This is a genomic window from Kiloniella sp. EL199, from assembly GCF_900313065.1.
Taxonomy (GTDB): Bacteria; Pseudomonadota; Alphaproteobacteria; order Kiloniellales; family Kiloniellaceae; genus Kiloniella.
Window position 1 is genome coordinate 574,155 of the sequence record NZ_OMPU01000006.1, and the last position, 22,467, is coordinate 596,621.

Here is a 22,467-nt window from a genome sequence, read left to right on the forward strand (position 1 = left end):
TACAGGGAGTATCAATATGAAGATTAAAACTTTTCTCGCAGCAAGTGCATGTGTACTTGCTCTTGGTGCAGGGGTGGCGAATGCCGAAACTTTCAAGTGGTCATTCCAGGGGGATGTTCAGTCACTTGATCCGCACGGTTTGAATGAGACCTTTACATTAGGTTATCTTGGGAATGTCTATGAAGGTCTGACCTATTACGATAATAACCTTGAGCTCAAGCCTGGTCTGGCTGTCAGTTGGGAAAATACAGGTCCAACAACCTGGATTTTCAAACTTCGTGAAGGTGTTAAGTTCCACAACGGCAACGACTTCAACGCAGATGATGTGATCTTCTCTTGGAAGCGTACACTTACTGATGGCTCTGACATGAAGGGTTATGGTGGTCGTATGAAAGATATCAAGAAAATTGATGACTACACCATTGAAGTTGAAACACCAGCTCCAAACCCAATTCTGCCACGTGAACTCGTGTTCTATTACATGATGGACAAAGAGTGGTCAGAAGCAAATGGTGCGACAGAAGCAACTAGCCCGAAAGCAGCTGATTCCACAGCTACTTTTGCTGCTCAGAATGCAAACGGTACAGGCCCATTCATCCTTGCTGAGCGTCAACCTGACGTCCGTTCTACCTTCAAGCGTTTTGACGGCTACTGGAAAGATATTCCAACAAACGTCAAAGAAGTTCACTTCACACCAATCGCGCAGGGTGCAACCCGTGTTGCCGCTCTTATTTCTGGTGAGCTTGATCTGGTTTACCCGGTTCCTGTACAGGACTGGAACCGTCTGGAAGATGCCGATGGTGTCCGTCCTTTGACTGGTCCTGAAGCACGTACCATCTTCTTGGGTATGGATCAGTGGCGTGACGAGTTGCTCTACTCCAACATCAAGGGCAAAAATCCACTTAAAGACAAACGCGTTCGTGCTGCTATGGCGCATGCGATTGACCTGAATGCAATTGACAAGAAAATCATGCGTGGCGCCGCTGTACCGTCAGGTCTTTTGATTGCACCGCAGATCAACGGTCACGATTCAGATCTGAACAACCCGTTCGAATATGATCCTGAAAAGTCCAAGGCATTACTGACTGAAGCCGGGTATCCTGATGGTTTTGAACTCGGGATGGATTGCCCAAATAACCGTTATGTAAATGACGAAAAAATCTGTCAGGCTGTTGTTGGTCTGCTTGCTCGTGTTGGTATCAAGGTTGATTTGAATGCTCAGCCTAAATCCAAATACTTCGCGAAAGTAAGCCCTCAGAACGGCAATGACACTTCTTTCTATCTCTTGGGTTGGACACCAAGTTCTATGGACGTGCATAACGTTCTCTATAACTTGATGTCTTCTTTCGATACGGAAAAGAAAACGGGCCAATTTAACTATGGTCGTTATTCCAACCCACGTATTGATGAGATCGCTGGTAACGTTGAAAAAGAAACAGATCAAGCTAAACGCCAGAAAATGGTAGCCGAAGCTTTCTCTATTCTTAAAGAAGACGTTGGTTATCTTCCTCTTCACCAACAGCCTCTATCTTGGGGGGTACGTGATGGTGTAGAACTGTCACAGCGTGCAGATAACGTTCTTGACCTGCGCTATGTTGTGGTAGGCAAGTAACTCTTGAACGAGTTGTGATACAGGGGGCCTCAGTGTGGTGGAGGCCCCCGTTTTTACTGGCTCAATTTATACCAGTTCAATTTATACTGGGGCCTAGTTAACAGGGGACGTTATGTTCAAGTTTGTGTCGATGCGACTGTTACAGTCGATTGTCGTGATGCTGGTCGTTGGCTTGATTGCCTTTGCTCTTTTCCGGTTTGTCGGAGATCCCATTAACAATATGGTTGGTCAGGATACAACGCTCGAAGAGCGAGAGGCCTTGACTGAGACTCTGGGGTTAAATGACCCATTTATTGTTCAGTACGGGCGTTTTATTTCAAACGCAGTACAGGGCGATTTTGGTATGTCATATCGTCTGCGACAGCCTGTAAGTGGCCTGATTGCGGAACGTTTCCCTGCTACCTTGGAACTCTCTCTGGTTTCTGCCGTTCTGGCCTTGGTGTTGGGGGTTCCTATGGGGATCTACACCGCGCTAAAACCGAAGTCATTTTTTAGTCGCAGTTTTATGACTGTATCACTGGTAGGCGTATCGTTGCCGACTTTTCTTATTGGTATTTTGTTAATTCTGTTCTTTGGTGTCACTTTGCGATGGCTACCAACCTTCGGACGCGGAGAGGTTGTTGAGCTAGGCTGGTGGAGCACTGGATTTCTGACAACCAGTGGCTTGAAGTCTATTATCCTGCCGGCGATTACACTGGCGGTATTCCAGATGACTTTGATTGTGCGTCTGGTCCGTGCTGAAATGCTTGAAGTTCTGCGTACGGATTATATCAAGTTTGCTCACGCCCGTGGCCTAAGCCCGAGACTGATTAATTTTTCGATTGCCTTGCGTAATACTCTTGTTCCCGTGATTACAATTATCGGTTTGCAGGTGGGGTCGATTATAGCTTTCGCGATTATTACCGAAAGCGTATTCCAGTGGCCCGGTATGGGATTACTGTTCATTCAGGCTGTATCCGAAGTGGATATTCCGGTTATGGCGGCATACCTGCTATTGATTGCCTTTGTTTTTGTTGTGATCAACCTGATCGTCGATATCCTCTATTTTGTTGTTGATCCCCGTTTGCGAGTACAGAGCTAATGAGTGATATTTCAAGCGAAGCACCATCATTTATCACGCGCTTCCGTGAAAGTGATCTCTGGTATAATTTCAAGCGATCACCGGGCGCAATAGTTGCTGCCATCCTGACTTTTGTAATTGTCTTTGGCGCGATCTTTGCCAACTTTGTGGCTCCGCATAATCCCTTTGATCTCGCAACTGTCGATCTTTTTGATGGCCTGTTGCCACCTGCATGGGAAGCTGATGGCAAAGCCACCTATCTTTTGGGGACGGATGATCAGGGCAGGGATGTTTTCTCCACGATCCTTTATGGTTCACGGATTTCCCTGATTGTGGGCTTTGCCTCTGTCGGCTTGGCCGCTGTTCTGGGAATTACTGTTGGATTAATTTCTGGTTATGCTGGTGGCATGATTGATTCTTTCCTGATGCGTGTTGCAGATGTTCAGCTATCATTCCCTGCGATTTTGATTGCTCTTCTTATTGACGGTATTGCCCGTGGTGTTATGCCGCGTGAGGTGCATGATGAACTGGCGGTCTATGTACTTGTTGTTGCAATTGGCCTGAGCTTCTGGGTGCAGTATGCACGAACTGTTCGTAGCTCTGTCATGGTTGAACGCAATAAGGAATACGTTCAGGCGGGGCAGGTGATTGGCTTGCCAGACTGGATTATTCTGATCCGTCACATTCTACCGAACGTTATGGGACCTGTTCTGGTTATCGCTACCATTCAGCTGGCGCTGGCAATTATTACCGAAGCAACGCTTTCCTTCCTGGGGGTCGGCGTACCGCCAACATCACCGTCTTTGGGTACGCTTATTCGTATAGGGAATGACTATCTTTTCTCTGGTGAGTGGTGGATAACCATCTTCCCGGGTGTAGCCTTGGTTGTTCTTGTTCTTTCCGTTAACATTCTGGGTGACTGGCTTCGTGATGCCCTGAACCCGAAACTGCGCTGATTGGGAGTGATGTCATGAGTAAAGAATTACTGGATATCAAAGATCTCGTTGTTGAGTTCCCCTCTCGCCATGGTGATGTTGTTGCGGCGAAGGACGTGAACTTGAGCGTCGCGGCAGGGGAAATCCTGGGTGTTGTTGGCGAGTCCGGTGCAGGTAAGTCCACCATTGGGAATGCTGTGGTTGGCTTGCTGGAACGTCCCGGCCGCGTTGGCGGTGGGGAAGTCTTCCTCGAAGGTGAACAGATTATCGGCAAGTCGCAGACGGAACTGCGAAAGATAAGGGGTAAACGGGTTGGCATGATCTTTCAGGATCCGCTGACATCTCTCAACCCGCTTGAGACCATCGCATCCCAGTTGATGGGCACTATTCAAACCCATCTGGATTTGTCTGATGCCGAAGCACGTGAACGCGCGATTTCACTTCTTGATCAGGTTGGTATTCCGGACCCGTCTGTGCGGGTGGATCACTATCCGCACCAGTTCTCTGGTGGTATGCGCCAGCGTGTGGTTATTGCTTTGGCCCTGTGTGCCGAGCCTGATGTTATTCTGGCGGATGAGCCAACGACAGCACTCGATGTTTCTATTCAGGCCCAGATTCTCGACCTGCTGAAGAAACTGGTGCGCGAAAAAGGCGTTGGCATGATTATCATTACCCACGATATGGGCGTGATTGCCGAAGTCGCGGACCGCGTTGCTGTGATGTACCGTGGTGTCGTGGTGGAAACCGGGCCGACAGCCAAAATCCTTGGCAATCCGGATCATCCCTATTCCCGTAGCTTGATTTCTGCTGTGCCACGCCCGGATGTTCGGCTTCATCGCTTCCCTGTGGTGGAAAGCATTGAAGCGGTCGGTGAGTGTAAAGAACTTGACCTGAACACACACTGGCTGGGCAAGGCCCGTGACTTTGGCAAAAGTGATGGACCTTTGCTCAAGGTAGATAACCTTGAGATGATTTTTAAATCCGGCGGTATGTTCGGTGGCGGGAAAAGCGAAGTTCGCGCCGTTGATAACGTCAGCTTTGATATCCGTGATGGTGAATGCTTTGGGATCGTCGGGGAGTCTGGATCAGGTAAATCCACGATCGCGCGCTTGGTGACATCTATTTACAAGGTTGCTGGCGGTTCTATTAATTTCGCGGGCACTGATCTGACCAAAATCAAAAAGCGTCGTGAACTTAATGTGCATCGTCGTCAGATGCAGATGATTTTTCAGGATCCCTTCTCATCTGTGAATTCGCGGATGAAGGTCCGGGATATTATTGCAGAGCCTATTCGCTTTCATAAGCTGACAAGTTCCGAAGCAGAGACACGTCAGATTGTTGATGATCTTCTCGACCACGTTGGTCTGGGGGCAAAGGCAGCTGTTAAGTTTCCGCATGAATTTTCCGGCGGGCAGCGCCAGCGTATTTCTATCGCTCGTGCACTGGCAACGCGTCCGCGGTTTCTTATTTGTGACGAGCCGACATCCGCCTTGGATGTCTCTATTCAGGCCCAGATCCTCAATCTGTTGAAAGATCTGCAGGAAGAACTCGGTCTGACCATGATGTTCATCAGCCATGATCTACCGGTGATCCGCCAGATGTGTGATCGTGTTGGCGTCATGTCCAAAGGCAAGATGGTTGAAATAGCTGATACGGAAGAGCTATTCAAAGCGCCACAACATGACTACAGCAAACATCTGATTAGTCTGATGCCAAGCTATTCCGGCCTTATGGATCGTGATTCAGGACAAGCAGAGGCAAGTTAAAGCTTATCTAAACAAGATATAGAAAAGGGCTTTGGATTTTTTCAAAGCCCTTTTTTGTCTTTCTAGGCCAAGCAAAATCTTGGCTTTTTATAGTTATTTTAAGGGACTATTGCTCAAGGCATGAAGAGAGAAGTTTAGGGCTTCTATACGAACGATGAGCAAGAGTTAAGTAAAGTGGCTAACTTTAAGCGTGGACAGCTTGGGCGACAGACCCATGGATATGTGAAACAAGTTCCGGCTCCAGTTTCAGGCGCGCAGAAAACATGCTCAGATATCCCTGTTCAGCAGGATCATCTACTTCAATTGCCATCAGGGAAGCCTCGTAAAGCTCGACGGCCTGTTCCTTGTTTTGTGCCAAGGCAACCAGACTGTCGATATCCAGTGGTCTGCGCAGTTGATCCATCAGGAAGGCTTTTTCATCATTGGACAGACCAAGTTCGTCAATTTTGCCAAAGATCGCATCCTGTTCCGCGCTATCAATCTGACCATCTGCTTTTGCCGCTGCAATCATAGCTGATACCAGTGCGGCGCCAAAGCTGTTTGCTGTTTCTGTTTCCGCTTCTACAGCAAAGGCTGAATCCTCGGGAACGGGCGGTACAATAGCCGCCTGTTGTGGTGTCTGATGTGCGGTATATTGTTGTGAGGGAGGCGGTGTTTGCGTATTGTGGGCATGTCCAGATACCTGCCCGTGCATTTGTCCTGCTCCAGTTCCGTGGTCCATCCCTTGTTGAGGGGCAGCATTTTTGTTGCCTTGCCAATCGCTATAAGCCTTGTACGCCAGCCCGGCAACAAGGGCGAGGCCGCCGTACTGAACGGTTTTCTTTGCCATCTTGCGACCCTTCTTGGATCCCATCATATACCCGGCGAGGCCACCCGCGACTGCGCCGCCAGCCAGACCACCAGCATTATTAGAGAGGTACTCCTTACCCTTTTGCATGGCAGAGCTACTACCTGTTCCCCCAGTAGCACCACCAGCTGCGCCAAGTACTTCATTGATTAGTTTCGATGCGTTAAACATGCTGTCCCATCATAGAAATTAGAGTTTTCGCAAGATCACTTTGTTTGTTCCTATCTCATATGGGGGATCTTTTTCGGGTTTCAATTCCCCATAAGATACTGCATTTTGATAGATCATGAGGAGAGGCAGGGTTTTATCCCCTATTGGTATTATCTCTTATTGCTATTGTCTTTGAGGCTTCTAGCCATTTTGCTGGAATCACCCCATGTTGATAACCAGATAACAGCATTGGTTGCCAAAGTAATAGAGCGTGTAAGCAACCGAGCCCATGGCGAATTGACCGTGATATGGTCTTCGGCGTGTTGCAGGTGAGAGAGTTCTTCTTGCTGTATATCCTGTATCAAAGAGTAGAGCGCGAGATCTTTATCCTTTAGAAAATACAACTGATCTTTCAGATGGTGGTGGACTGCCTTTTCGACTGCGGCGGTACAGAGCCAAATCCCCTGACGCCCGAGCAGTGATGTCACAAAACCGAGAAGCAAACCACCATTCCCCCAAAGCCCCATAATGCGACAGGGACGAGAATTGCGTTCAGGCATCGCGGATCTAAAGAGCGCACAGTGATTGATTTCGTGTTCAAGTGTTTCTTTTAGAAATGTCACGATTTCGGGATAAAGGAATTGGGCAACCCATACCTGGGCGCGATAGATCCTGATCGCCCCGTATTCCCCTGCGTGGTTGACCTTAACAATGCGAGAGATTGTAATTTTATCAGCTTGATTCATGTTTTCGAAAGGAATGATTGGGAAAGAAAATGTTATTCAAACACAGCTTTGGCGCGAAGAAAACATAATATCATAGCCGCTGATATCCTTGGTCGATTTCACACCTTTTACTGAAAGAATGGACGGATGGTGGTTCGGAAGTTGCTTTCCAAATAACGCGCAAAGGTTGATTGGTCATGAACCTGTTGCACTGTTGTGGTATGTTAAGTGTGTCATGGGTGAACGGGGAGAAAAGCGATGGGTGTTCGTGTTGGAAATGTAGAGTTTCATGCGGGGCCGGAAGGTCTGGGCGCGCCGGATGAACTGGAAGCGGTGATCGTCGGTTTTATCGACGGGGCACAAAAGCGTCTGGATATCGCGGTGCAGGAGCTGGAAAATGAAACCATTGCCAAGGCGATCATTCGTGCCCGGCAACGCAAAGTCCGGGTCAGGATAGTGATTGAGCAAAGCTATCTCAAGGCAGCGATGGCACGGACCGATCCCTGGGCTATGGGCGGCAAACATGAAGTAAACAGACAGGTGCACGATGCAATCCTGCGTGCCAAAATTGATGTGAAAGTTGATTACAATTCGAAGATTTTTCATCAGAAATTCATTGTTCGGGATGGCGGTTCTGTTTTAACTGGCTCAACTAATTTCACGCCGACCGGTACGCACAATAACCTGAACCATGTGATTATCATCCACGATAAGAAGGTGGCCAAGATCTACAGTCGGGAGTTTGCGGAAATCCAGCGCGGACATTTTGGCAAGCGGAATGAAGGTCATGATCAGGCACCGATGGACACTGTTGTTTCTGATGTGCCTATCCGCGTTCTTTTTGCACCGGACCACAGCCCGGAAATGGAAATTATGAAACAGATGCTCAAGGCACGCGAGCGGATTGATTTTGCGATCTTTACCTTTTCAAAGTCATCGGGGATTGATGACACCATGTTGCGTCTGCTTGATCTTGATATGCCAATACAGGGTGTTTTTGACGGTGGGCAGGGCAGTCAGGACTGGGCACCCGTCGATGATCTCAAGGCCAAGGGAGCTGATCTGTTCTTTGTGCATAAGCGCGGACAGCTTGGCAAGTTGCACCACAAGCTGATGGTGTTGGACAGACAGGTGGTGATTGGCGGGTCCTTTAACTATACGGGGCCAGCCAATAATCTGAATGATGAAAACATTATGATCCTGGGGGATCTGGAAACAACGTCCGAGACACAAAGGCAGGCGCAAAAGAAGATTGCCAGATTTGCCCTTGCGGAAATTGAACGCATTATCCGGGATCATGCCCGCCCTGTAAGCTAAGTTCCTGTCATCTAAGCCCCGTTATTTAGCTCTGCAGTTTAAGACCAGTTCTCTGTTAGACAAAATCAAAAGAAAAAGGGAGCTTGCGCTCCCTCATGTATCTTGGCCTGTCTCGACTTGGTTAGAGCAACGTTACATACCTCTTAAAACATACGCTTGAGCGTACCTTTTTTGTCGATGAACTGATGCTTGAAGGCCGCCCCGGCGTGGAGCAGGATTACGGCGATCAAGCCGTAGGCAATGTAGTAATGCAGGCTGATGGCAAGATCACGGGTTGCATCGGAAATTGCTGTGAGCGCGGGAATGTCGAAAAGCCCGAAAAAAGTAAAGTCGCTTCCCGATGACGTTGAAATGGCATAGCCAGTCAGGGGCACGACAAACATGGAAAGCAGCAAGATGATGTGCACCACTTTTGCGCCGACTTTCTCCATCGGCTTGAGCGATTTTTGAAGACCGGGCGAGGGGGAAATCACTTTCCAGATCACAAAGACAGAGGCCAGTAACAGCACACAGATGCCAATGGCACGGTGCAGTTCCAGACCCGTGTGATACCAGGCGTCATAATAGCTGAGTCCGACCATCCACCAACCAAGACTGATCAGGCCGATAATGGAAAAAGCTATGAGCGCGTGCAGCAACTTGCTGACCAGCCCATAGCTATCTGTTGAATTGCGTATCATCACTGATAAGCGCTTTGATTATTTCTTTTTGATGGCTTCTATGAAGAGATCAACCTGAACGTCTTCTGCCGCAGGGCCAAGATTAAAGTCCATGCCAAAATCACTCCGTTTCAGGGTATAGCTGCCTTCGAAACCGGCGCGATAGCCACCCCATGGGTCATCACCTTCACCGATTTTGGTGACGTCAAAAGAAATGTTTTTGGTAACACCGTGCAGGGTAAGATCACCGGAAAGCGTCCCACCGTTGGCATCGCCACTGTATCCTGTGCTGACAAAGGTCGCCGTCGGGTACTTTTCCACATCAAAGAAATCCGGGCTGCGCAGATGCTTGTCGCGCTCGGCGTGGTTGGTGTCCAGACTTGTTGTATCAATCACCAGATTAACTTTCTGGTCTGCGCCACCCGCAGGGTCAAAGTCCATGGTGCCGGAAATCTTGTTGAAAGTACCGGATAGCCAGCTAAAGCCAAGGTGCTTGGTTTTGAAATTGATAAAAGAGTGGGTCGGGTCAATATCGTATTCGGCGGCATTTGCCATTGATACAGTCAACGATAGCGCCAAAGCCGCAAGACCAGTTGGAAGAACTTTTAAAGACTGCTTGAAAGACATGTGACATTCCCTGTGAAAAGATTCTTTCTAAATTAAATGATGAATTGAACCATATCATCCAATTCGTAAGTCTGGATGTAACTATTGTGTGAGCAGACTTCAAGACGTTCCTAAAAAGTTAACAATTCAGGCGTCGCAAGCCAGCTACCAAGCAACAGTAAGAACCACTCAACTAACAAGCTGGAAGAGTTATAGGGAATAATAGAAAACGGTCCGTCGTTCGCCGAGATTGATTACATAAATCCCTTACACTGGCGTGGTACCGCCGAGGGTATGAAGACCTACTGGATGGATAGGAAGAGATGAATGTTATCAATTTAATGCCCTGGGTAAAAAGCATTGCAATTAATACGGAGCTCATGAAGCAGAGGAGAAATTTCATCCATAAATTTATTAATATCTCTCGCCTGATTATTTTTAATCGGGTTAGGTGTTTCGTTTTTGATAATACTCAAAACATCAAAAAATGTGGGAACTACATTAATGTCAGCATTATCTTCTGCTGCTAGCACAGAAGCTTTAATTTTCATAACTTTCTTATGAATTTTTAGTATTGCTGTTCTCAGATTAACGTCTATCACATCAACGTTTATGCAAAAATCTTCGATGCCTGATATAAAGTCACCGACAGCAAGGTAAAGCTTATCATAATCTTCGCTAGTATATCGGTTCTCATTAAAGGCATCATCATCTTGGTTATGATATGCGACTATTTTTTTATAATATTGAATGAAATTAGTATCTCTTTGTATTTCTTCATAATGCTTTCCAATGTAATCAATTGTGTTTTTTTCTATATTCTGAAGGTGTGGTAATCGAGCAGCATAATATGCGAGAGAACCACCAACCAACCCAAGAATACCTGCAACAAGTGTTTCCCACTGTATTTCCTTAAGAGCATTTTCGCCTTCGACCATATGAATGACTGCAAAAATCCAGCAGATTACGAATGCAATAAATGTAAAAAGCAATACAGGTTGCAACCATCGATCAATCATATGAACCTCTTGAAGTCTAATTGTTGCAAAGTTCTCAAACTATTCCTTTGGTCGTCAAGGTTCTTTATAAATTCCCTTTTAAAAATGAAGAGTGTCGATGATGGGACAACATTTTGTTGATTGGATTGATGAGTGTAAATAAAAACATGTTACCCAATTTGTTACCCAAAAATACGCATAAACTTAATGGGAAACATAATGTGTTATGTGATAAGTGCTTGATTCTATTTAATTATATGTGTGAAATGGATCCGGGACCAGGATTCGAACCTGGACTGAAGGAGTCAGAGTCCTTAGTTCTACCGTTAAACTATCCCGGATCAGGGTTCAGCGCTTAAAAATTCTGGCAGATCACGATGATCATTGGATGATCACTCTAAGCCAGACTTGCTGATAACGGTGACTTGCGGGGCTTCATATAGTCCCTTGGCTCAAATCTTACAACACATTTTTACGTCCTGTGATGTTTTTTTGCTTTTGGGGCATTTTTCAGGCTCTAATGGTGAATAGATGGTTGATCTTTGCCCCCTTGAATTCGTAAGAAGGGAGTGCCGGATGGTTGTCCGGTTGGATCAGGAGCAGAATTTTTGACGGTTACTTCGCAGGCCCGTAAAAAAGCCTTGTACAAAAAGGCGGCTAAACGGGCGGACAACAATGTTTACGCCGCAATAGATTTGGGGACCAATAACTGTCGCCTGTTGGTTGCGCGTTCCAGCCGTAAAAACTTTCGTGTTCTTGATACCTTTTCCCGCATTGTCCGTTTGGGCGAGGGGCTGAGTCAGACAGGAAACCTGTCGGAAGAGGCCATGCGCCGTACGCTTTCTGCGCTCAAGATCTGTACCAGCAAACTCAAACGCCGTGGTGTGACAAAACTGCGTTGTGTCGCGACCGAGGCTTGCCGCCGGGCGGCAAACGGGGATGATTTTATCAAACGCGTTAAGCAGGAAACCGGGCTGGATCTGGAAATTATCGATAACTCGGAAGAGGCAGCCTTGGCTATTATGGGCTGTGCGCCTTTGTTGAACCCGGACCTGCCCGAAGCCCTGATCTTTGATATTGGCGGGGGTAGTACCGAAGTAAGCTGGATTCGTCAGGGCGATAAAGAAACGACATCGGATACTGCTAAATCGCATACCCCTAAACCGATTCCCTCAAAGCCTGTGGTGCCCAATCCTGTTATGGAAGACTGGTATTCGGTTTCCAAAGGGGTTGTAACCCTTGCCGAGAAATACGGCGGACGGGATATCACGCCGGAAACCTATCAACAGATGGTTCAGGAAATCTATGATGACTTCTTGATCTTTGAACAAAAACACGGCTTTGCCCAACGAGTGCGCGACGGCAAGTTACAGCTGTTGGGCACATCCGGCACGGTAACGACACTGGTCGGGGTGTATAAAAAGCTGCCGCGCTATGACCGCAACCGGGTTGATGGTACCCTGATCAATTGCGATACCGCCATTGGTCTCTGTCACAAGATTGCCAGCATGACCTATGCCCAACGGGTGGCAAATCCCTGTATCGGCAGTCAGCGTGCTGATCTTGTGGTGGCGGGCTGTGCCATCTTCGAAGCCTTGGCCAAGCTGTGGCCTGTTGCACAACTGCGCGTCGCCGACAGAGGCCTGCGCGAAGGTATTCTCTACAAGCTGATCAACGAGGGGTAAGTTCCTTACTGGTTTTCAAGATTAATTCTTAGGGAGACGGTTTCTCTGGGGACGGTTCCTGAAGAGAATGTTTTAACTTCTACTCTCTATTTTAATACCCTGTATTTTAAGATCGACCTGATACTATATATCTTGTTTTGTATCAGGGAAGGCGATGCGGCATTTGAGGTTTTATCAATCCTGATGTATAGCCCTGCTATGAAACACTATGCCAATAAAGTTTGGTGTATATTATACTATGTCTTTTGACCCTATAATCATGTGTCAGAAAGCGGCAGTTAGAAAGTGCCAGTTAGAAAGAGAAAGAATGAGCTCTTCAGGTAAATCCAAAAAAGGCGGCTCTCGTCCCAGCAGTAATCCTTCGGGGCGTGGACTGAAAGTCCGTGTGAAAACTGCGGCTCGGCGCTCGAACTCTTCTGCGCGCTGGTTGAACCGTCAACTCAACGATCCCTATGTCCAAGAGGCCAAAAAGCGCGGCTATCGGGGACGGGCAGCCTTTAAGATTGCTCAGATCGACGACAAGTTTAAAATTTTCAAAAAGAATTCCCGCATTGTCGATTTGGGATGCGCCCCAGGGGGGTGGTGTCAGGTCGCTGTTGAACGCTGTGGACCCGGAGCGCATATCGTGGGCATGGATCTCCAAGAGGTCGAGCCGATTGCCGGGGTTGTTCTGCTGCAGGGTGACTTTATGGATGACGATGCGCCTGCGCGTCTTAAGACTGAATTGAACGGGCCTGCCGATATTGTTCTGTCGGATATGGCGGCGGCGGCAACGGGCCATCCTCAGACGGATCACCTGCGGATTATGGGCCTGATGGAAACCGCCCTGATGTTTGCTGAGGAAGTTCTGGTTCCCGGCGGAAGTTTTATCGGTAAGGTCTTACAGGGTGGGGCGCAGGCCGAGTTGTTGAAGTTAGTGAAAACCAAATTTAAAAGCGTGCGCCATTTCAAACCAGATTCCAGTCGCAAGGATTCTTCTGAAATGTTCCTTGTCGCGACAGGTTTCAAGGAAAATTAAGGTCGTTATAGCTGCTTGAGAAGAGTGCTGAAAAGCCCAGAAAAATCATAGTTAAATTTAATGTTATAATTGAAAATTCAGGGCTTTTTGACGTTCTGTTTTATGCGCAACCTGATCAGCATATAAAATAATTGAATCGTCATCTTTTAATCACTTGGCTTTAGGTCGCTTCTGTGTAGAATGCGGCGTCAATCGGATTTAGCCACTATGGTGTGGCACCCATACGGGAAACAAGGTTTCCTCGCGTCTAAGGGATAGATTGACATGCACATCCGCGAAGCTCTCACATTTGATGACGTTCTGCTCCAGCCTGCAGAATCCTCTGTTCTTCCCGCACAGGCAGATACGCGCACAAAGCTGACTGCTTCTCTCGAACTGAATATCCCGTTGCTTTCTTCGGCCATGGATACGGTTACCGAAAGCCGTCTGGCGATTGCAATGGCCCAGTTTGGCGGGATCGGTGTTATTCACAAGAACCTTTCTATCGAAGAACAGGCCAGTGAAGTTCGCAAGGTCAAAAAGTTTGAATCCGGTATGGTTGCCGACCCGCTGACCTTCCCGCCCAGCGCGACATTGGCTGATATTCAACGTCTTCAGGAAAGCGTCAGCTTTTCCTGTTTCCCGGTTGTCGAAGATAAAACGGGCAAGCTGGTAGGCATTATCACCAACCGTGACATGCGCTTTGCTCAAGACCCGAACCAGCCGATTTCCGAACTGATGACCAGCGAAAACCTTGTCACAGTGAAAGAGGGCATTACGGGTGATGAAGCGAAACGTTTGCTGCATCAACACCGTATCGAAAAATTGCTGGTGGTTGATGATAACTATCGCTGTATCGGTTTGATTACCGTTAAGGATATTGATAAAGCGGCGAAACATCCGATTGCCTGTAAAGATGAACATGGTCGCTTGCGCGCAGCGGCGGCAACAGGCGTTGGCGAAGAAGGTTTCGCCCGTGCAGAAGCCCTGATTGACGCGGGTGTTGATCTTTTGGTTGTTGATACGGCCCACGGGCATTCCCGCGGTGTCATCAACGCGGTTGAGCAGATCAAGAAAGCCTATCCGACAACACAGGTTGTTGCGGGTAACGTTGCCACCGCCGAAGCAACACGCGCCCTGATCGGGGCTGGTGCCGATGCGGTGAAGGTCGGAATCGGTCCGGGATCTATCTGTACAACCCGTATCGTTGCCGGTGTTGGTGTTCCCCAGCTAACCGCGATTATGGATGCGGTCGAAGTTGCGAACAAAAGCAATGTCGGCATTATTGCCGATGGCGGTATCAAGAACTCTGGTGACATTGCCAAAGCAATTGCCGCCGGGGCACGTGCGGTTATGGTTGGCTCGCTTCTTGGTGGAACAGATGAAAGCCCGGGGGAAGTTTTCCTCTATCAGGGACGTTCCTATAAGTCCTATCGCGGTATGGGATCTGTTGGCGCCATGGCGCGCGGATCTGCGGATCGTTACTTCCAGGATGATGTAAAAGACAACCTGAAACTGGTTCCCGAGGGCATTGAAGGGCGCGTTCCTTATAAAGGCCCGGCAAATGCAATCGTTCACCAACTGGTTGGTGGCCTGAAAGCATCCATGGGTTATACCGGATCGCCGTCCATTGATCACATGCGCGAGAATTGCGTTTTCTGTAAAATCACCAATGCTGGCCTGCGCGAAAGTCATGTCCACGATGTGACAATCACCCGCGAAGCCCCGAACTATCGCAGTGGTGGTTAAGGACCTAAGATATTAGAGCGTAGTAATCAGCGTTTGGTTTCTGCCTCCTAATCGACTATTTTTCCATAGTCACCTTTTTAAAGGGCGGCCTCCTGTACCGGGTGTCGCCCTTTTTATTCCCGATTATAAACGCGAGACCTGTTGTGAGACCTTCTGGACGTATTCAAACTTCAATCGAACTTCTGACCGAAGTTATGGACTCATCCCTGCCTATGGATCGTGTGGTCAACAGCTACCTGCGGGCGCGGCGCTTTATTGGTTCCAAAGATCGCAAGGATATCTCTGCACGGGTCTATGGTGTGATCAGATCCAAGTGTCGACTGGATTGGTGGACAATAAAATCAGGTCTTGGGGACGGGTGTCGATCACTGGTTTTATCATACGCAACACTGGTTGAAGGTTTGAAAGCTTCTGAACTGGATGAAATTTGCGACGGTGGAGATTATAGCCCCCGTGCCCTCAGCGAGTTTGAAAACGAAGCTTTGGCAACGTTACAGGGGCAGGATCTAAACCATCCGGATATGCCCGCATCGGTTCAGGGGGAACTACCGGACTGGCTCTACGCTTTGTTTGAAAAACAGTTTGGTATCGAAGGTGCCAAGACAGAAGCTGCTGGTTTACAACATCAGGCCAGCCTTGATCTGCGCGCGAACCTGCTAAAGGGCGAACGGGATCAGGCAATTGCGCTACTCGGCAAAGATAATGTCGAAGGGGCCGTGACAGAATTTTCACCTTGGGGCATTCGGGTTCAAGGGCGCACAGCCCTCGGAAACTGCAAAGCCTTTCGCGATGGTCTGGTTGAAGTTCAGGACGAAGGGTCACAACTTATCGCTCTGTTATGTGATGTGACGCCGGGCCAGTCTGTGCTTGATCTCTGTGCGGGTGCCGGGGGGAAGTCTCTTGCCTTGGGCGCTTTACTGAAAAACGACGGGGAGTTGGTGGCCATGGATATTGATCCTCGTCGTCTTCAACGGGCGGAACCCCGTGTTGAAAAAGCAGGTATTGAAAACATCCGCTATGCGACCCTGAACAAAGATAATCTGAAGAAGATGTCAGCAAAAGACGCTGGCGAAGGTTTTGACCGTGTCTTGGTCGATGCGCCCTGTTCAGGAAGCGGCACATGGCGGCGACAGCCGGATGCACGTTTGCGCATTACGTCAGAAAAGTTCGCAAACTACAGAGAAATGCAGGCGACCGTACTGGAACAAGGAGCGTCCTGCGTAAAGGTTGGCGGTCGCCTGATCTATGCGACCTGCTCGGCTCTTGATGAGGAAAATACGGATCAGATTGATAGCTTCCTTGCAAAACACCCGAACTATCAACGCGTACCTGTCAGCAAGGTTTGGAGCGAGCTGGGCATGGAACCTTGTGCCTTTATTGACGAAACAATGAAGGTATCCCCCGCACAACACGGCCTTGACGGTTTCTTTTGCGCGGTACTGGAAAGACAGACGTAATCGGTAATGCGTTGGACTATTTCGGGATTGTACCCAAAACAATTTGTGCGCGGACAATCTTGATCGGATAATATCTTTTGGTGCAAAGCTAAGAAAAGCTTGTTAGGACTAGATCCTGTTTTTCCGATTTTATTTTTCGGCTCTTTTCTTCCGACAGGTCACCAGAATGGATTTCTTTTCTCCCGAGCTTCTTGCTCTGATGTTTGCTGCGGGGCTTTTCGCAGGTTTTGTTGATGCGATTGCCGGGGGTGGGGGGCTGATTACACTACCGGTCCTGTTGACTGTCGGACTTTCGCCAGTTCAGGCCATTGCAACCAATAAGCTACAGGGATCTTTTGGCACCTTTTCCGCGACGCTTAATTTCATTCGCAAAGGTCATCTGGATATCAAGGCATGGATACTGCCGATTGTCCTGACCTTTATCGGGGCGGCGTCCGGTGTGCTTGTCCTTCGATCGGTTGATAGCAGCTTTCTGGTCAATGCCATTCCCTTTTTGTTGATAGCCATTGCGATCTATTTCCTCTTTCAACGTAAGCTGGGGGATGAAGATCGATATCAGAGGGTCAGTCGGAATGTCTTTGCTTTCTTCTTTGGCACGGGCATTGGCTTTTATGACGGCTTCTTCGGCCCCGGAACGGGATCGTTCTTTACCTTGGCAATTGTGACCTTGCTTGGCTACAACATCCTGAAAGCCACGGCCCATGCAAAGCTGTTGAACTTTACAAGCAACTTTGCCTCGCTGCTGTTCTTTATTGTGGGTGACAGTCTGGTGTGGTCTGTTGGCTTGATTATGGCCTGTGGGTCCATCGTCGGGGGCTATTTGGGGGCGCAGATGACCATGAAGCACGGCGCGCGGATTATTCGGCCGCTTTTGGTTGTGACGTCGATTCTCATGACCGTAAAGCTGATCTATTCTAACCCGGATCATATTCTTGGACGCTGGATAGTTTCGTTTTTGGATGTTTTTCTTTCGTAGCCTAAAAAGTGACGGCGAAAAGAGAAACACGACCTTTATGGCTTGCTGTAAAAAGAGCCTAAAACAGGCAAAAGGGCTGTTTCTGTCTTTGACATTTGTCGCGCTTTACGGCAGGTAAGGGGCGTGAAACTGAACGCGCCCTGGATGCTAGTAGCTGGAAGTGCCACTACGGGTATCGGGCTTATAGCGGAGCATGAGTTCCATCCATGACTGATCGTATTCTCATTATTGATTTCGGGTCACAGGTTACCCAGCTGATTGCACGTCGTGTGCGTGAAAGCGGTGTCTATTCCGAAATTCATCCCTTTAACGCCGTTGATGACGCGCTTTTGGAAAGCTATGCCCCTAAGGGCATCATTCTCTCCGGCGGTCCGGCTTCTGTAACCTGGGACGATGCCCCGTCTGCACCAAAGAAGGTGTTTGAAATGGGTATTCCGGTTCTGGGGATCTGTTATGGACAGCAGACCATGATGGAACAGCTTGGAGGTAAGGTTGAAACATCAGACCATCAAGAATTTGGTCGCGCCATCGTTGATATCAAAGAAGACTGTGCCTTGTTCCACGGGGTTTGGAATGTCGGCACGCAAGAACAGGTCTGGATGAGTCACGGTGACCGCGTTGGCAAGCTGGCACCGGGCTTTCGCGTTGTAGCAACGTCCGAAGGCGCGCCCTATGCGGCTGTAGCAAATAACGAAAAGCGTTTTTATGCAGTTCAATTCCACCCGGAAGTGGTGCACACTCCCCACGGCGCCCAGCTGTTGAAGAACTTTACCCATGGCGTGGCCGGCTGTTCCGGTGACTGGACCATGGCTGCCTTCAAAGATCAGGAAATTGCCAAGATCCGCGAGCAGGTTGGCGATGGCAAAGTAATCTGCGGCCTGTCCGGTGGTGTCGACAGCTCTGTTGTTGCTGTTCTGTTGCACGAAGCGATTGGTGAACAGCTTACCTGTGTGTTTGTTGATACTGGCTTTATGCGTATGGGTGAAGCTGAACAGGTCGTGACTTTGTTCCGTGATCACTACAACATTGAACTGATCCATGTTGATGCTGCGGACAAGTTTTTTGACGCTCTCGGGGATGAGTTTGATCCAGAGAAAAAGCGCAAAACCATCGGTGGTCTCTTTATCGATATTTTCGAAGAGGAAGCAAACAAAGTTGGTGGCGCAGACTTCCTTGCACAGGGAACGCTGTATCCGGATGTCATTGAGTCCGTTTCTTTTACGGGGGGGCCGAGTGTAACGATCAAATCGCACCATAATGTAGGTGGCTTGCCAGAGCGTATGAACATGAAGCTGGTTGAGCCATTACGAGAGCTGTTCAAAGATGAAGTTCGTGACCTTGGACGTGAACTGGGTCTACCTGATACTTTCGTTGATCGTCATCCCTTCCCGGGACCTGGCCTTGCGATCCGTATTCCGGGACAGCCTCTCACGCCAGAGAAATGCGATATCCTGCGCAAAGCAGATGCTATTTATCTTGATGAGATCCGCAAAGCTGGTTTGTATGATGAAATCTGGCAGGCCTTTGCCGTTTTGCTTCCCGTCAGAACCGTTGGCGTTATGGGCGATGCTAGAACCTATGATTTCGTTTGTGCTCTGCGAGCAGTTACTTCGACAGACGGGATGACCGCGGACTATTACCACTTTGATCACAACTTCCTTGGACGTGTTTCCAACCGGATTATCAACGAAGTTCGTGGCATCAACCGGGTGGTCTATGACTGCACCTCAAAGCCACCAGGAACCATCGAGTGGGAATAATTCTGTAGGATTAATCCTGCGATAAAAGTTTATGTTAAGGGCGAAACCAGGTGTTTCGCCTTTTTCATTTATGTATGGATCAGACATTTTCAGCGGAACTGCATGAACAGCCACAGCCTTTTTGTCCCTGTTCCTTGGCAACTTCATCCGCTTTGCAACAGGCCGCGGTATTGTGTTCTGGTGATCCGCCGCAACATTGTTGACTGTGGGATGATGCTTTTTTCGATTTTCCTTTGTCTCGCTCCATAGATTTCTCCTGTTGTTGAATTGAGCAGTTGCTACGAATCAGGCGTGCTTAATTACACACAAACGAAGCATTGATTTCACAGCCATCACTATTTTGAGATGAGTCGACACAGCACTCGCAAACAAGATAATCGACCAACTGCTGGACCGATGTGTAGTTGGCGCAACAAATCAGGGTCGTTGCCTGCCTTTCCTGAGTGATCAGGTCAGCGATCATGAGCGTTTTCAGATGGTGAGACAGGGTTGATCCCGGAATTCCCAATTTTTCCTGTAGTGCGCCTACGGACAGACCTTCTTTTCCGGCACGAATAAGGGCCCGATAAATATCCAGTCTTTTCGGTTTCCCCAAAGCTTCCATTTGTGACGCGGCAATTTCTACATTCATCGTGTGACTCTTTTATAGTTGTTTAGCTTAATTCTTGCCTGTCGTTGTTTCATCGTTCGTGTAGGTCTATCTACACTTCTCTCTTCACGCCTAATGCAAAAATTAGCTAAATCACTGTAGATTAGGTTCTCAGTACATTAATCCATATTTCTGGAATTATAAAAATAAATATTTATATTCTATTTGTATGTCGGTGTTTAAAATCGATACAAAGGCGAGGCATTAAGGTGATCCAGAGATTTAAAATTGAAAGAGAATAGGATGGAAGAGTTAGGTGAACGTATCAATGTTCTCGAAGGCTATATTGCAGAGCAGGATAAGACTATTCAGGACCTCAGCGATGTTTTGGCTGAGCAGTGGCAGGTCATCGAAAAACTTACCAAACGTCTCGAACGTTCAGAACGGATGGTTGAAGAAATTGTAAGTGGTCAGGATGACAGCGCGGGAATAACTGTCTTCATGCCCTGAGGTTGATTATTTTCTGCGAAAAGACTTGGGTCTAATCTACCTGGAAATGCTTTCGTCAAAATATGGACGTGTATAATAGTTATCCCATTCTTCTGAATGAATATGTTGAAATCCGTGCTTTTTGTAAAAATTATTAGCTCTACTTTCTTTCAGGGCGCAAAGTTTTACAGGCAGTTTTTTTCGCAGGACATATCAATTATCTGTGTCATAACCGCAGAACCCACACCGTTGTTTTGTATGTCAGGATCTATATAGAGGTGATCAAGCCACAGATGATTATCTATGGCAAAAAGAACGTAAAAACCGATAACCTCATCATCTCTTAAAATAAGCGTTGTTTTTTCCGGTTTGAATCTACTGGTAAAGCGTTTTCGCGCGCGTTCGGAATCAAAGCGCCCAATATTTTCCAAGCTCTCCTTCATCGCAGCAATGCGAATTGAGATAAGTTTTTCCAAGTCTGATGCGACAGCTGTTCTGAAAGAGAGCGGCATAATGAGCTATATTTTTCATATAGTCTTTACGGAGAGAAAAGAAGGGATGAATTTTAAGATGTTTCCTGTATCACTCTATTACGGCCCTGGTCTTTTGCTCGATAGAGCGCTTCATCCGCACGCTGGATAAAACCTTCCAGCGCCTCGCCTTTAACATATTTTGAAACACCGATAGAGAGGGTGATCCGACCAAACTCTTGTCCGGTCTTTTTATTACGAAGAACCTGTTTGGCGATTTTTTCTCTGATCTGATTGGCCAGGCTGGTTGCATCATGAAGGCTGGTGTTCGGCAGTATACAGGTGAATTCTTCACCGCCATAGCGTGCAGGCGTATCCTGTCCTTTGACGGCTCGTTTTAATTGCCCGGCAACAACCCTCAAAACTTCATCGCCAACCCTGTGGCCATAGGTGTCATTAAACTTTTTGAAATGATCAATATCCATAAGAAGAAGACAAAGTTCAGTTTTTTCTTCCTCGGATTTCCCTGCTTCTGCAATCAGGGTTGTATCAAATAATTTCCTGTTGCCGATTTGAGTAAGGGCATCGGTCAAAGATTCGGTTTTTACCTTCTCTAGGTTTGCCTGAAGGTTATCAATCTCGCTGGATGATTTTTGGAGTTGGCTTTGTAAGGCTTTGTTTTTTTCCGTGATAGCAGCTGTTTCTCGGACAATTTCTTTTACAAAATGTTGAAGGGACGAAGAATTGTCTTCACTTGCCATATCGTCAGCAATACTTGTGATTTTTTCGCCATAATTCGCGTTATCGCTACCGGCCTCACTTATCTGTTGAATGACTTGTTCCAAAGTTTTCTGAATCTTTGCACCAGCTTCTTGCAGATGATCGCCATGTGCCATGTCAGCTAAGTAAAATTTTTGATACAGCTCGTTACAGGTTTCTGTTGTGAAGGGCTTGTCGTCCTGAATAATTTTGTCAATGGCAATTTTAAGATCAGTATTTTTCCCACTAACATAGTCATACCAGATCGTGTAGTTAGGTGGTGTAGAAGGAATCCCTCTTTGATCCATGATAGTAATAGCTTGCTCTGCGTAGGTTTGAGCATGTGTGAAACTATCGGCAACCAACATTTATATGCTTCCTTAAGTCTTAACAGGTTGATTAAATGTAATTTACAGACCTGACATATAGCTGATCCAGTTTATTTGTATTTATCTGGCACCGTCCTGGTTACAGAATCATTTTTTGTCTTGTAGTATTTATAGAATCTCAAGCGTTAATCAGTGGCTAACAGGATGAAGAATATTATTTAAAACTTTGAGTGCTTCAGATAAATTACGGGTTCGTTTAAGTTTTTTATGTCCATTGAAGACAGTGTACTCTTCATAGCGATTTTTGTGGCCCATTGACTTTACGACAGCAAATAATGGGGTTTCGTGGGCATGCCGGAAAATAGAAAAGATTGCACAGTCTCCCAACATATCTATTGCATAATCCCGCCACTCTCCTTTGGCGACGCGTTGACTGTAAACGGATAGTAGTTGCCCGAGTTCATGTTTATTGAATGTTATTTGTTGAGAGGTTTTCTTCCCCTTATTGAGGTAATAAACAGTGGTCATTCAG

The 22,467-nt window shown here is 47.5% G+C and carries 22 protein-coding genes and 1 tRNA gene; 12 read left to right on the forward strand and 11 right to left on the reverse strand.

The window, feature by feature from the left end; genetic code table 11:
- Window positions 1-16 precede the first annotated feature (16 nt).
- The 4 genes from D9A03_RS06015 to D9A03_RS06030 all read left to right on the forward strand — a co-directional run bounded on the left by D9A03_RS06015 (window position 17) and on the right by D9A03_RS06030 (window position 5,373).
- Window positions 17-1,612 carry an ABC transporter substrate-binding protein gene (locus tag D9A03_RS06015; protein ID WP_120496285.1) on the forward strand — a complete coding sequence of 532 codons (1,596 nt, stop codon included), beginning with the start codon at window positions 17-19 and terminating at the stop codon, window positions 1,610-1,612.
- 112 nt (window positions 1,613-1,724) lie between these two features.
- Window positions 1,725-2,693, forward strand: coding sequence for an ABC transporter permease (locus D9A03_RS06020; protein WP_120496286.1), 969 nt, complete (start codon window positions 1,725-1,727; stop codon window positions 2,691-2,693).
- Window positions 2,693-3,628: an ABC transporter permease gene (locus tag D9A03_RS06025; protein WP_120496287.1), complete on the forward strand. Its 936-nt coding sequence runs from the start codon at window positions 2,693-2,695 to the stop codon at window positions 3,626-3,628. The genes D9A03_RS06020 and D9A03_RS06025 overlap by 1 nt, the downstream gene beginning before the upstream one ends.
- A gap of 14 nt (window positions 3,629-3,642) precedes the next feature.
- Window positions 3,643-5,373 (forward strand): ABC transporter ATP-binding protein, encoded by a 1,731-nt coding sequence (locus D9A03_RS06030; RefSeq protein ID WP_120496288.1) that lies wholly within the window; start codon window positions 3,643-3,645, stop codon window positions 5,371-5,373.
- A 184-nt stretch (window positions 5,374-5,557) separates the two neighbouring features.
- On the opposite strand, the gene D9A03_RS06035 is transcribed toward D9A03_RS06030, so the two are convergent.
- Complete coding sequence (locus tag D9A03_RS06035) at window positions 5,558-6,391, reverse strand: tellurite resistance TerB family protein (protein WP_120496289.1); 834 nt, start codon at window positions 6,389-6,391, stop codon at window positions 5,558-5,560.
- A gap of 149 nt (window positions 6,392-6,540) precedes the next feature.
- Entirely contained in the window at window positions 6,541-7,116 is a 576-nt protein-coding gene (locus D9A03_RS06040; RefSeq protein WP_120496290.1) for a demethoxyubiquinone hydroxylase family protein, read from the reverse strand.
- A 237-nt stretch (window positions 7,117-7,353) separates the two neighbouring features.
- On the opposite strand from D9A03_RS06040, the gene D9A03_RS06045 reads away from it, so the two are divergent.
- On the forward strand, window positions 7,354-8,412 hold the full coding sequence (locus D9A03_RS06045) for a phospholipase D-like domain-containing protein (RefSeq protein ID WP_120496291.1): 1,059 nt from the start codon (window positions 7,354-7,356) through the stop codon (window positions 8,410-8,412).
- A 143-nt stretch (window positions 8,413-8,555) separates the two neighbouring features.
- On the opposite strand, the gene D9A03_RS06050 is transcribed toward D9A03_RS06045, so the two are convergent.
- The 4 genes from D9A03_RS06050 to D9A03_RS06065 form a co-directional block, all read right to left on the reverse strand.
- On the reverse strand, window positions 8,556-9,092 hold the full coding sequence (locus D9A03_RS06050; protein ID WP_120496292.1) for a cytochrome b: 537 nt from the start codon (window positions 9,090-9,092) through the stop codon (window positions 8,556-8,558).
- 18 nt (window positions 9,093-9,110) lie between these two features.
- A complete protein-coding gene (locus tag D9A03_RS06055; protein WP_120496293.1) occupies window positions 9,111-9,698 on the reverse strand; it encodes a YceI family protein in 588 nt (195 codons plus the stop codon).
- Window positions 9,699-10,015: 317 nt separating this feature from the next.
- On the reverse strand, window positions 10,016-10,696 hold the full coding sequence (locus D9A03_RS06060) for a hypothetical protein (protein ID WP_120496294.1): 681 nt from the start codon (window positions 10,694-10,696) through the stop codon (window positions 10,016-10,018).
- 246 nt (window positions 10,697-10,942) lie between these two features.
- Window positions 10,943-11,016, reverse strand: a tRNA-Gln gene (locus tag D9A03_RS06065).
- Between the two features lie 267 nt (window positions 11,017-11,283).
- Here D9A03_RS06065 and D9A03_RS06070 point away from each other — a divergent pair.
- From D9A03_RS06070 to guaA, 6 genes are all read left to right on the forward strand, one after another.
- Window positions 11,284-12,360, forward strand: a complete 1,077-nt coding sequence (locus D9A03_RS06070; RefSeq protein WP_120496405.1) for a Ppx/GppA phosphatase family protein — start codon at window positions 11,284-11,286, stop codon at window positions 12,358-12,360.
- Between the two features lie 307 nt (window positions 12,361-12,667).
- On the forward strand, window positions 12,668-13,378 hold the full coding sequence (locus D9A03_RS06075; RefSeq protein WP_120496295.1) for an RlmE family RNA methyltransferase: 711 nt from the start codon (window positions 12,668-12,670) through the stop codon (window positions 13,376-13,378).
- 264 nt (window positions 13,379-13,642) lie between these two features.
- Window positions 13,643-15,106, forward strand: coding sequence for an IMP dehydrogenase (gene guaB, locus D9A03_RS06080; protein WP_120496296.1), 1,464 nt, complete (start codon window positions 13,643-13,645; stop codon window positions 15,104-15,106).
- A 143-nt stretch (window positions 15,107-15,249) separates the two neighbouring features.
- Window positions 15,250-16,563 carry an RsmB/NOP family class I SAM-dependent RNA methyltransferase gene (locus tag D9A03_RS06085; RefSeq protein ID WP_120496297.1) on the forward strand — a complete coding sequence of 438 codons (1,314 nt, stop codon included), beginning with the start codon at window positions 15,250-15,252 and terminating at the stop codon, window positions 16,561-16,563.
- Window positions 16,564-16,729: 166 nt separating this feature from the next.
- Window positions 16,730-17,539, forward strand: a complete 810-nt coding sequence (locus D9A03_RS06090; protein WP_120496298.1) for a TSUP family transporter — start codon at window positions 16,730-16,732, stop codon at window positions 17,537-17,539.
- Window positions 17,540-17,745: 206 nt separating this feature from the next.
- Window positions 17,746-19,299 carry a glutamine-hydrolyzing GMP synthase gene (guaA, locus tag D9A03_RS06095; RefSeq protein WP_120496299.1) on the forward strand — a complete coding sequence of 518 codons (1,554 nt, stop codon included), beginning with the start codon at window positions 17,746-17,748 and terminating at the stop codon, window positions 19,297-19,299.
- A 79-nt stretch (window positions 19,300-19,378) separates the two neighbouring features.
- Here the strand turns inward: guaA and D9A03_RS19735 are convergent, their stop codons facing one another.
- Entirely contained in the window at window positions 19,379-19,546 is a 168-nt protein-coding gene (locus tag D9A03_RS19735; RefSeq protein ID WP_162937993.1) for a hypothetical protein, read from the reverse strand.
- Between the two features lie 48 nt (window positions 19,547-19,594).
- Entirely contained in the window at window positions 19,595-19,930 is a 336-nt protein-coding gene (locus D9A03_RS06100) for a helix-turn-helix transcriptional regulator (protein ID WP_120496300.1), read from the reverse strand.
- A 261-nt stretch (window positions 19,931-20,191) separates the two neighbouring features.
- Here D9A03_RS06100 and D9A03_RS06105 point away from each other — a divergent pair, with 261 nt between their 5' ends.
- The gene (locus D9A03_RS06105) at window positions 20,192-20,398 is read left to right on the forward strand and encodes a SlyX family protein (RefSeq protein WP_120496301.1); all 207 of its coding nucleotides are present in this window, start codon (window positions 20,192-20,194) and stop codon (window positions 20,396-20,398) included.
- A gap of 164 nt (window positions 20,399-20,562) precedes the next feature.
- Here the strand turns inward: D9A03_RS06105 and D9A03_RS06110 are convergent, their stop codons facing one another.
- From D9A03_RS06110 to D9A03_RS06120, 3 genes are all read right to left on the reverse strand, one after another.
- Window positions 20,563-20,889, reverse strand: coding sequence for a GNAT family N-acetyltransferase (locus D9A03_RS06110; RefSeq protein WP_216825391.1), 327 nt, complete (start codon window positions 20,887-20,889; stop codon window positions 20,563-20,565).
- 53 nt (window positions 20,890-20,942) lie between these two features.
- A complete protein-coding gene (locus tag D9A03_RS06115) occupies window positions 20,943-21,974 on the reverse strand; it encodes a GGDEF domain-containing protein (protein WP_120496302.1) in 1,032 nt (343 codons plus the stop codon).
- Window positions 21,975-22,124: 150 nt separating this feature from the next.
- Window positions 22,125-22,463 (reverse strand): DUF2794 domain-containing protein, encoded by a 339-nt coding sequence (locus D9A03_RS06120; protein WP_120496303.1) that lies wholly within the window; start codon window positions 22,461-22,463, stop codon window positions 22,125-22,127.
- Window positions 22,464-22,467: the final 4 nt, after the last annotated feature.

Coding starts and splice junctions, on each gene's coding strand:
- D9A03_RS06015 (WP_120496285.1), top strand. CDS start 17: ATGAAGATTAAAACTTTTCTCGCAGCAAGTGCATGTGTACTTGCTCTT.
- D9A03_RS06020 (WP_120496286.1), top strand. CDS start 1,725: ATGTTCAAGTTTGTGTCGATGCGACTGTTACAGTCGATTGTCGTGATG.
- D9A03_RS06025 (WP_120496287.1), top strand. CDS start 2,693: ATGAGTGATATTTCAAGCGAAGCACCATCATTTATCACGCGCTTCCGT.
- D9A03_RS06030 (WP_120496288.1), top strand. CDS start 3,643: ATGAGTAAAGAATTACTGGATATCAAAGATCTCGTTGTTGAGTTCCCC.
- D9A03_RS06035 (WP_120496289.1), bottom strand. CDS start 6,391: ATGTTTAACGCATCGAAACTAATCAATGAAGTACTTGGCGCAGCTGGT.
- D9A03_RS06040 (WP_120496290.1), bottom strand. CDS start 7,116: ATGAATCAAGCTGATAAAATTACAATCTCTCGCATTGTTAAGGTCAAC.
- D9A03_RS06045 (WP_120496291.1), top strand. CDS start 7,354: ATGGGTGTTCGTGTTGGAAATGTAGAGTTTCATGCGGGGCCGGAAGGT.
- D9A03_RS06050 (WP_120496292.1), bottom strand. CDS start 9,092: ATGATACGCAATTCAACAGATAGCTATGGGCTGGTCAGCAAGTTGCTG.
- D9A03_RS06055 (WP_120496293.1), bottom strand. CDS start 9,698: ATGTCTTTCAAGCAGTCTTTAAAAGTTCTTCCAACTGGTCTTGCGGCT.
- D9A03_RS06060 (WP_120496294.1), bottom strand. CDS start 10,696: ATGATTGATCGATGGTTGCAACCTGTATTGCTTTTTACATTTATTGCA.
- D9A03_RS06075 (WP_120496295.1), top strand. CDS start 12,668: ATGAGCTCTTCAGGTAAATCCAAAAAAGGCGGCTCTCGTCCCAGCAGT.
- guaB (WP_120496296.1), top strand. CDS start 13,643: ATGCACATCCGCGAAGCTCTCACATTTGATGACGTTCTGCTCCAGCCT.
- D9A03_RS06090 (WP_120496298.1), top strand. CDS start 16,730: ATGGATTTCTTTTCTCCCGAGCTTCTTGCTCTGATGTTTGCTGCGGGG.
- guaA (WP_120496299.1), top strand. CDS start 17,746: ATGACTGATCGTATTCTCATTATTGATTTCGGGTCACAGGTTACCCAG.
- D9A03_RS19735 (WP_162937993.1), bottom strand. CDS start 19,546: ATGGAGCGAGACAAAGGAAAATCGAAAAAAGCATCATCCCACAGTCAA.
- D9A03_RS06100 (WP_120496300.1), bottom strand. CDS start 19,930: ATGAATGTAGAAATTGCCGCGTCACAAATGGAAGCTTTGGGGAAACCG.
- D9A03_RS06105 (WP_120496301.1), top strand. CDS start 20,192: ATGGAAGAGTTAGGTGAACGTATCAATGTTCTCGAAGGCTATATTGCA.
- D9A03_RS06110 (WP_216825391.1), bottom strand. CDS start 20,889: ATGCCGCTCTCTTTCAGAACAGCTGTCGCATCAGACTTGGAAAAACTT.
- D9A03_RS06115 (WP_120496302.1), bottom strand. CDS start 21,974: ATGTTGGTTGCCGATAGTTTCACACATGCTCAAACCTACGCAGAGCAA.
- D9A03_RS06120 (WP_120496303.1), bottom strand. CDS start 22,463: ATGACCACTGTTTATTACCTCAATAAGGGGAAGAAAACCTCTCAACAA.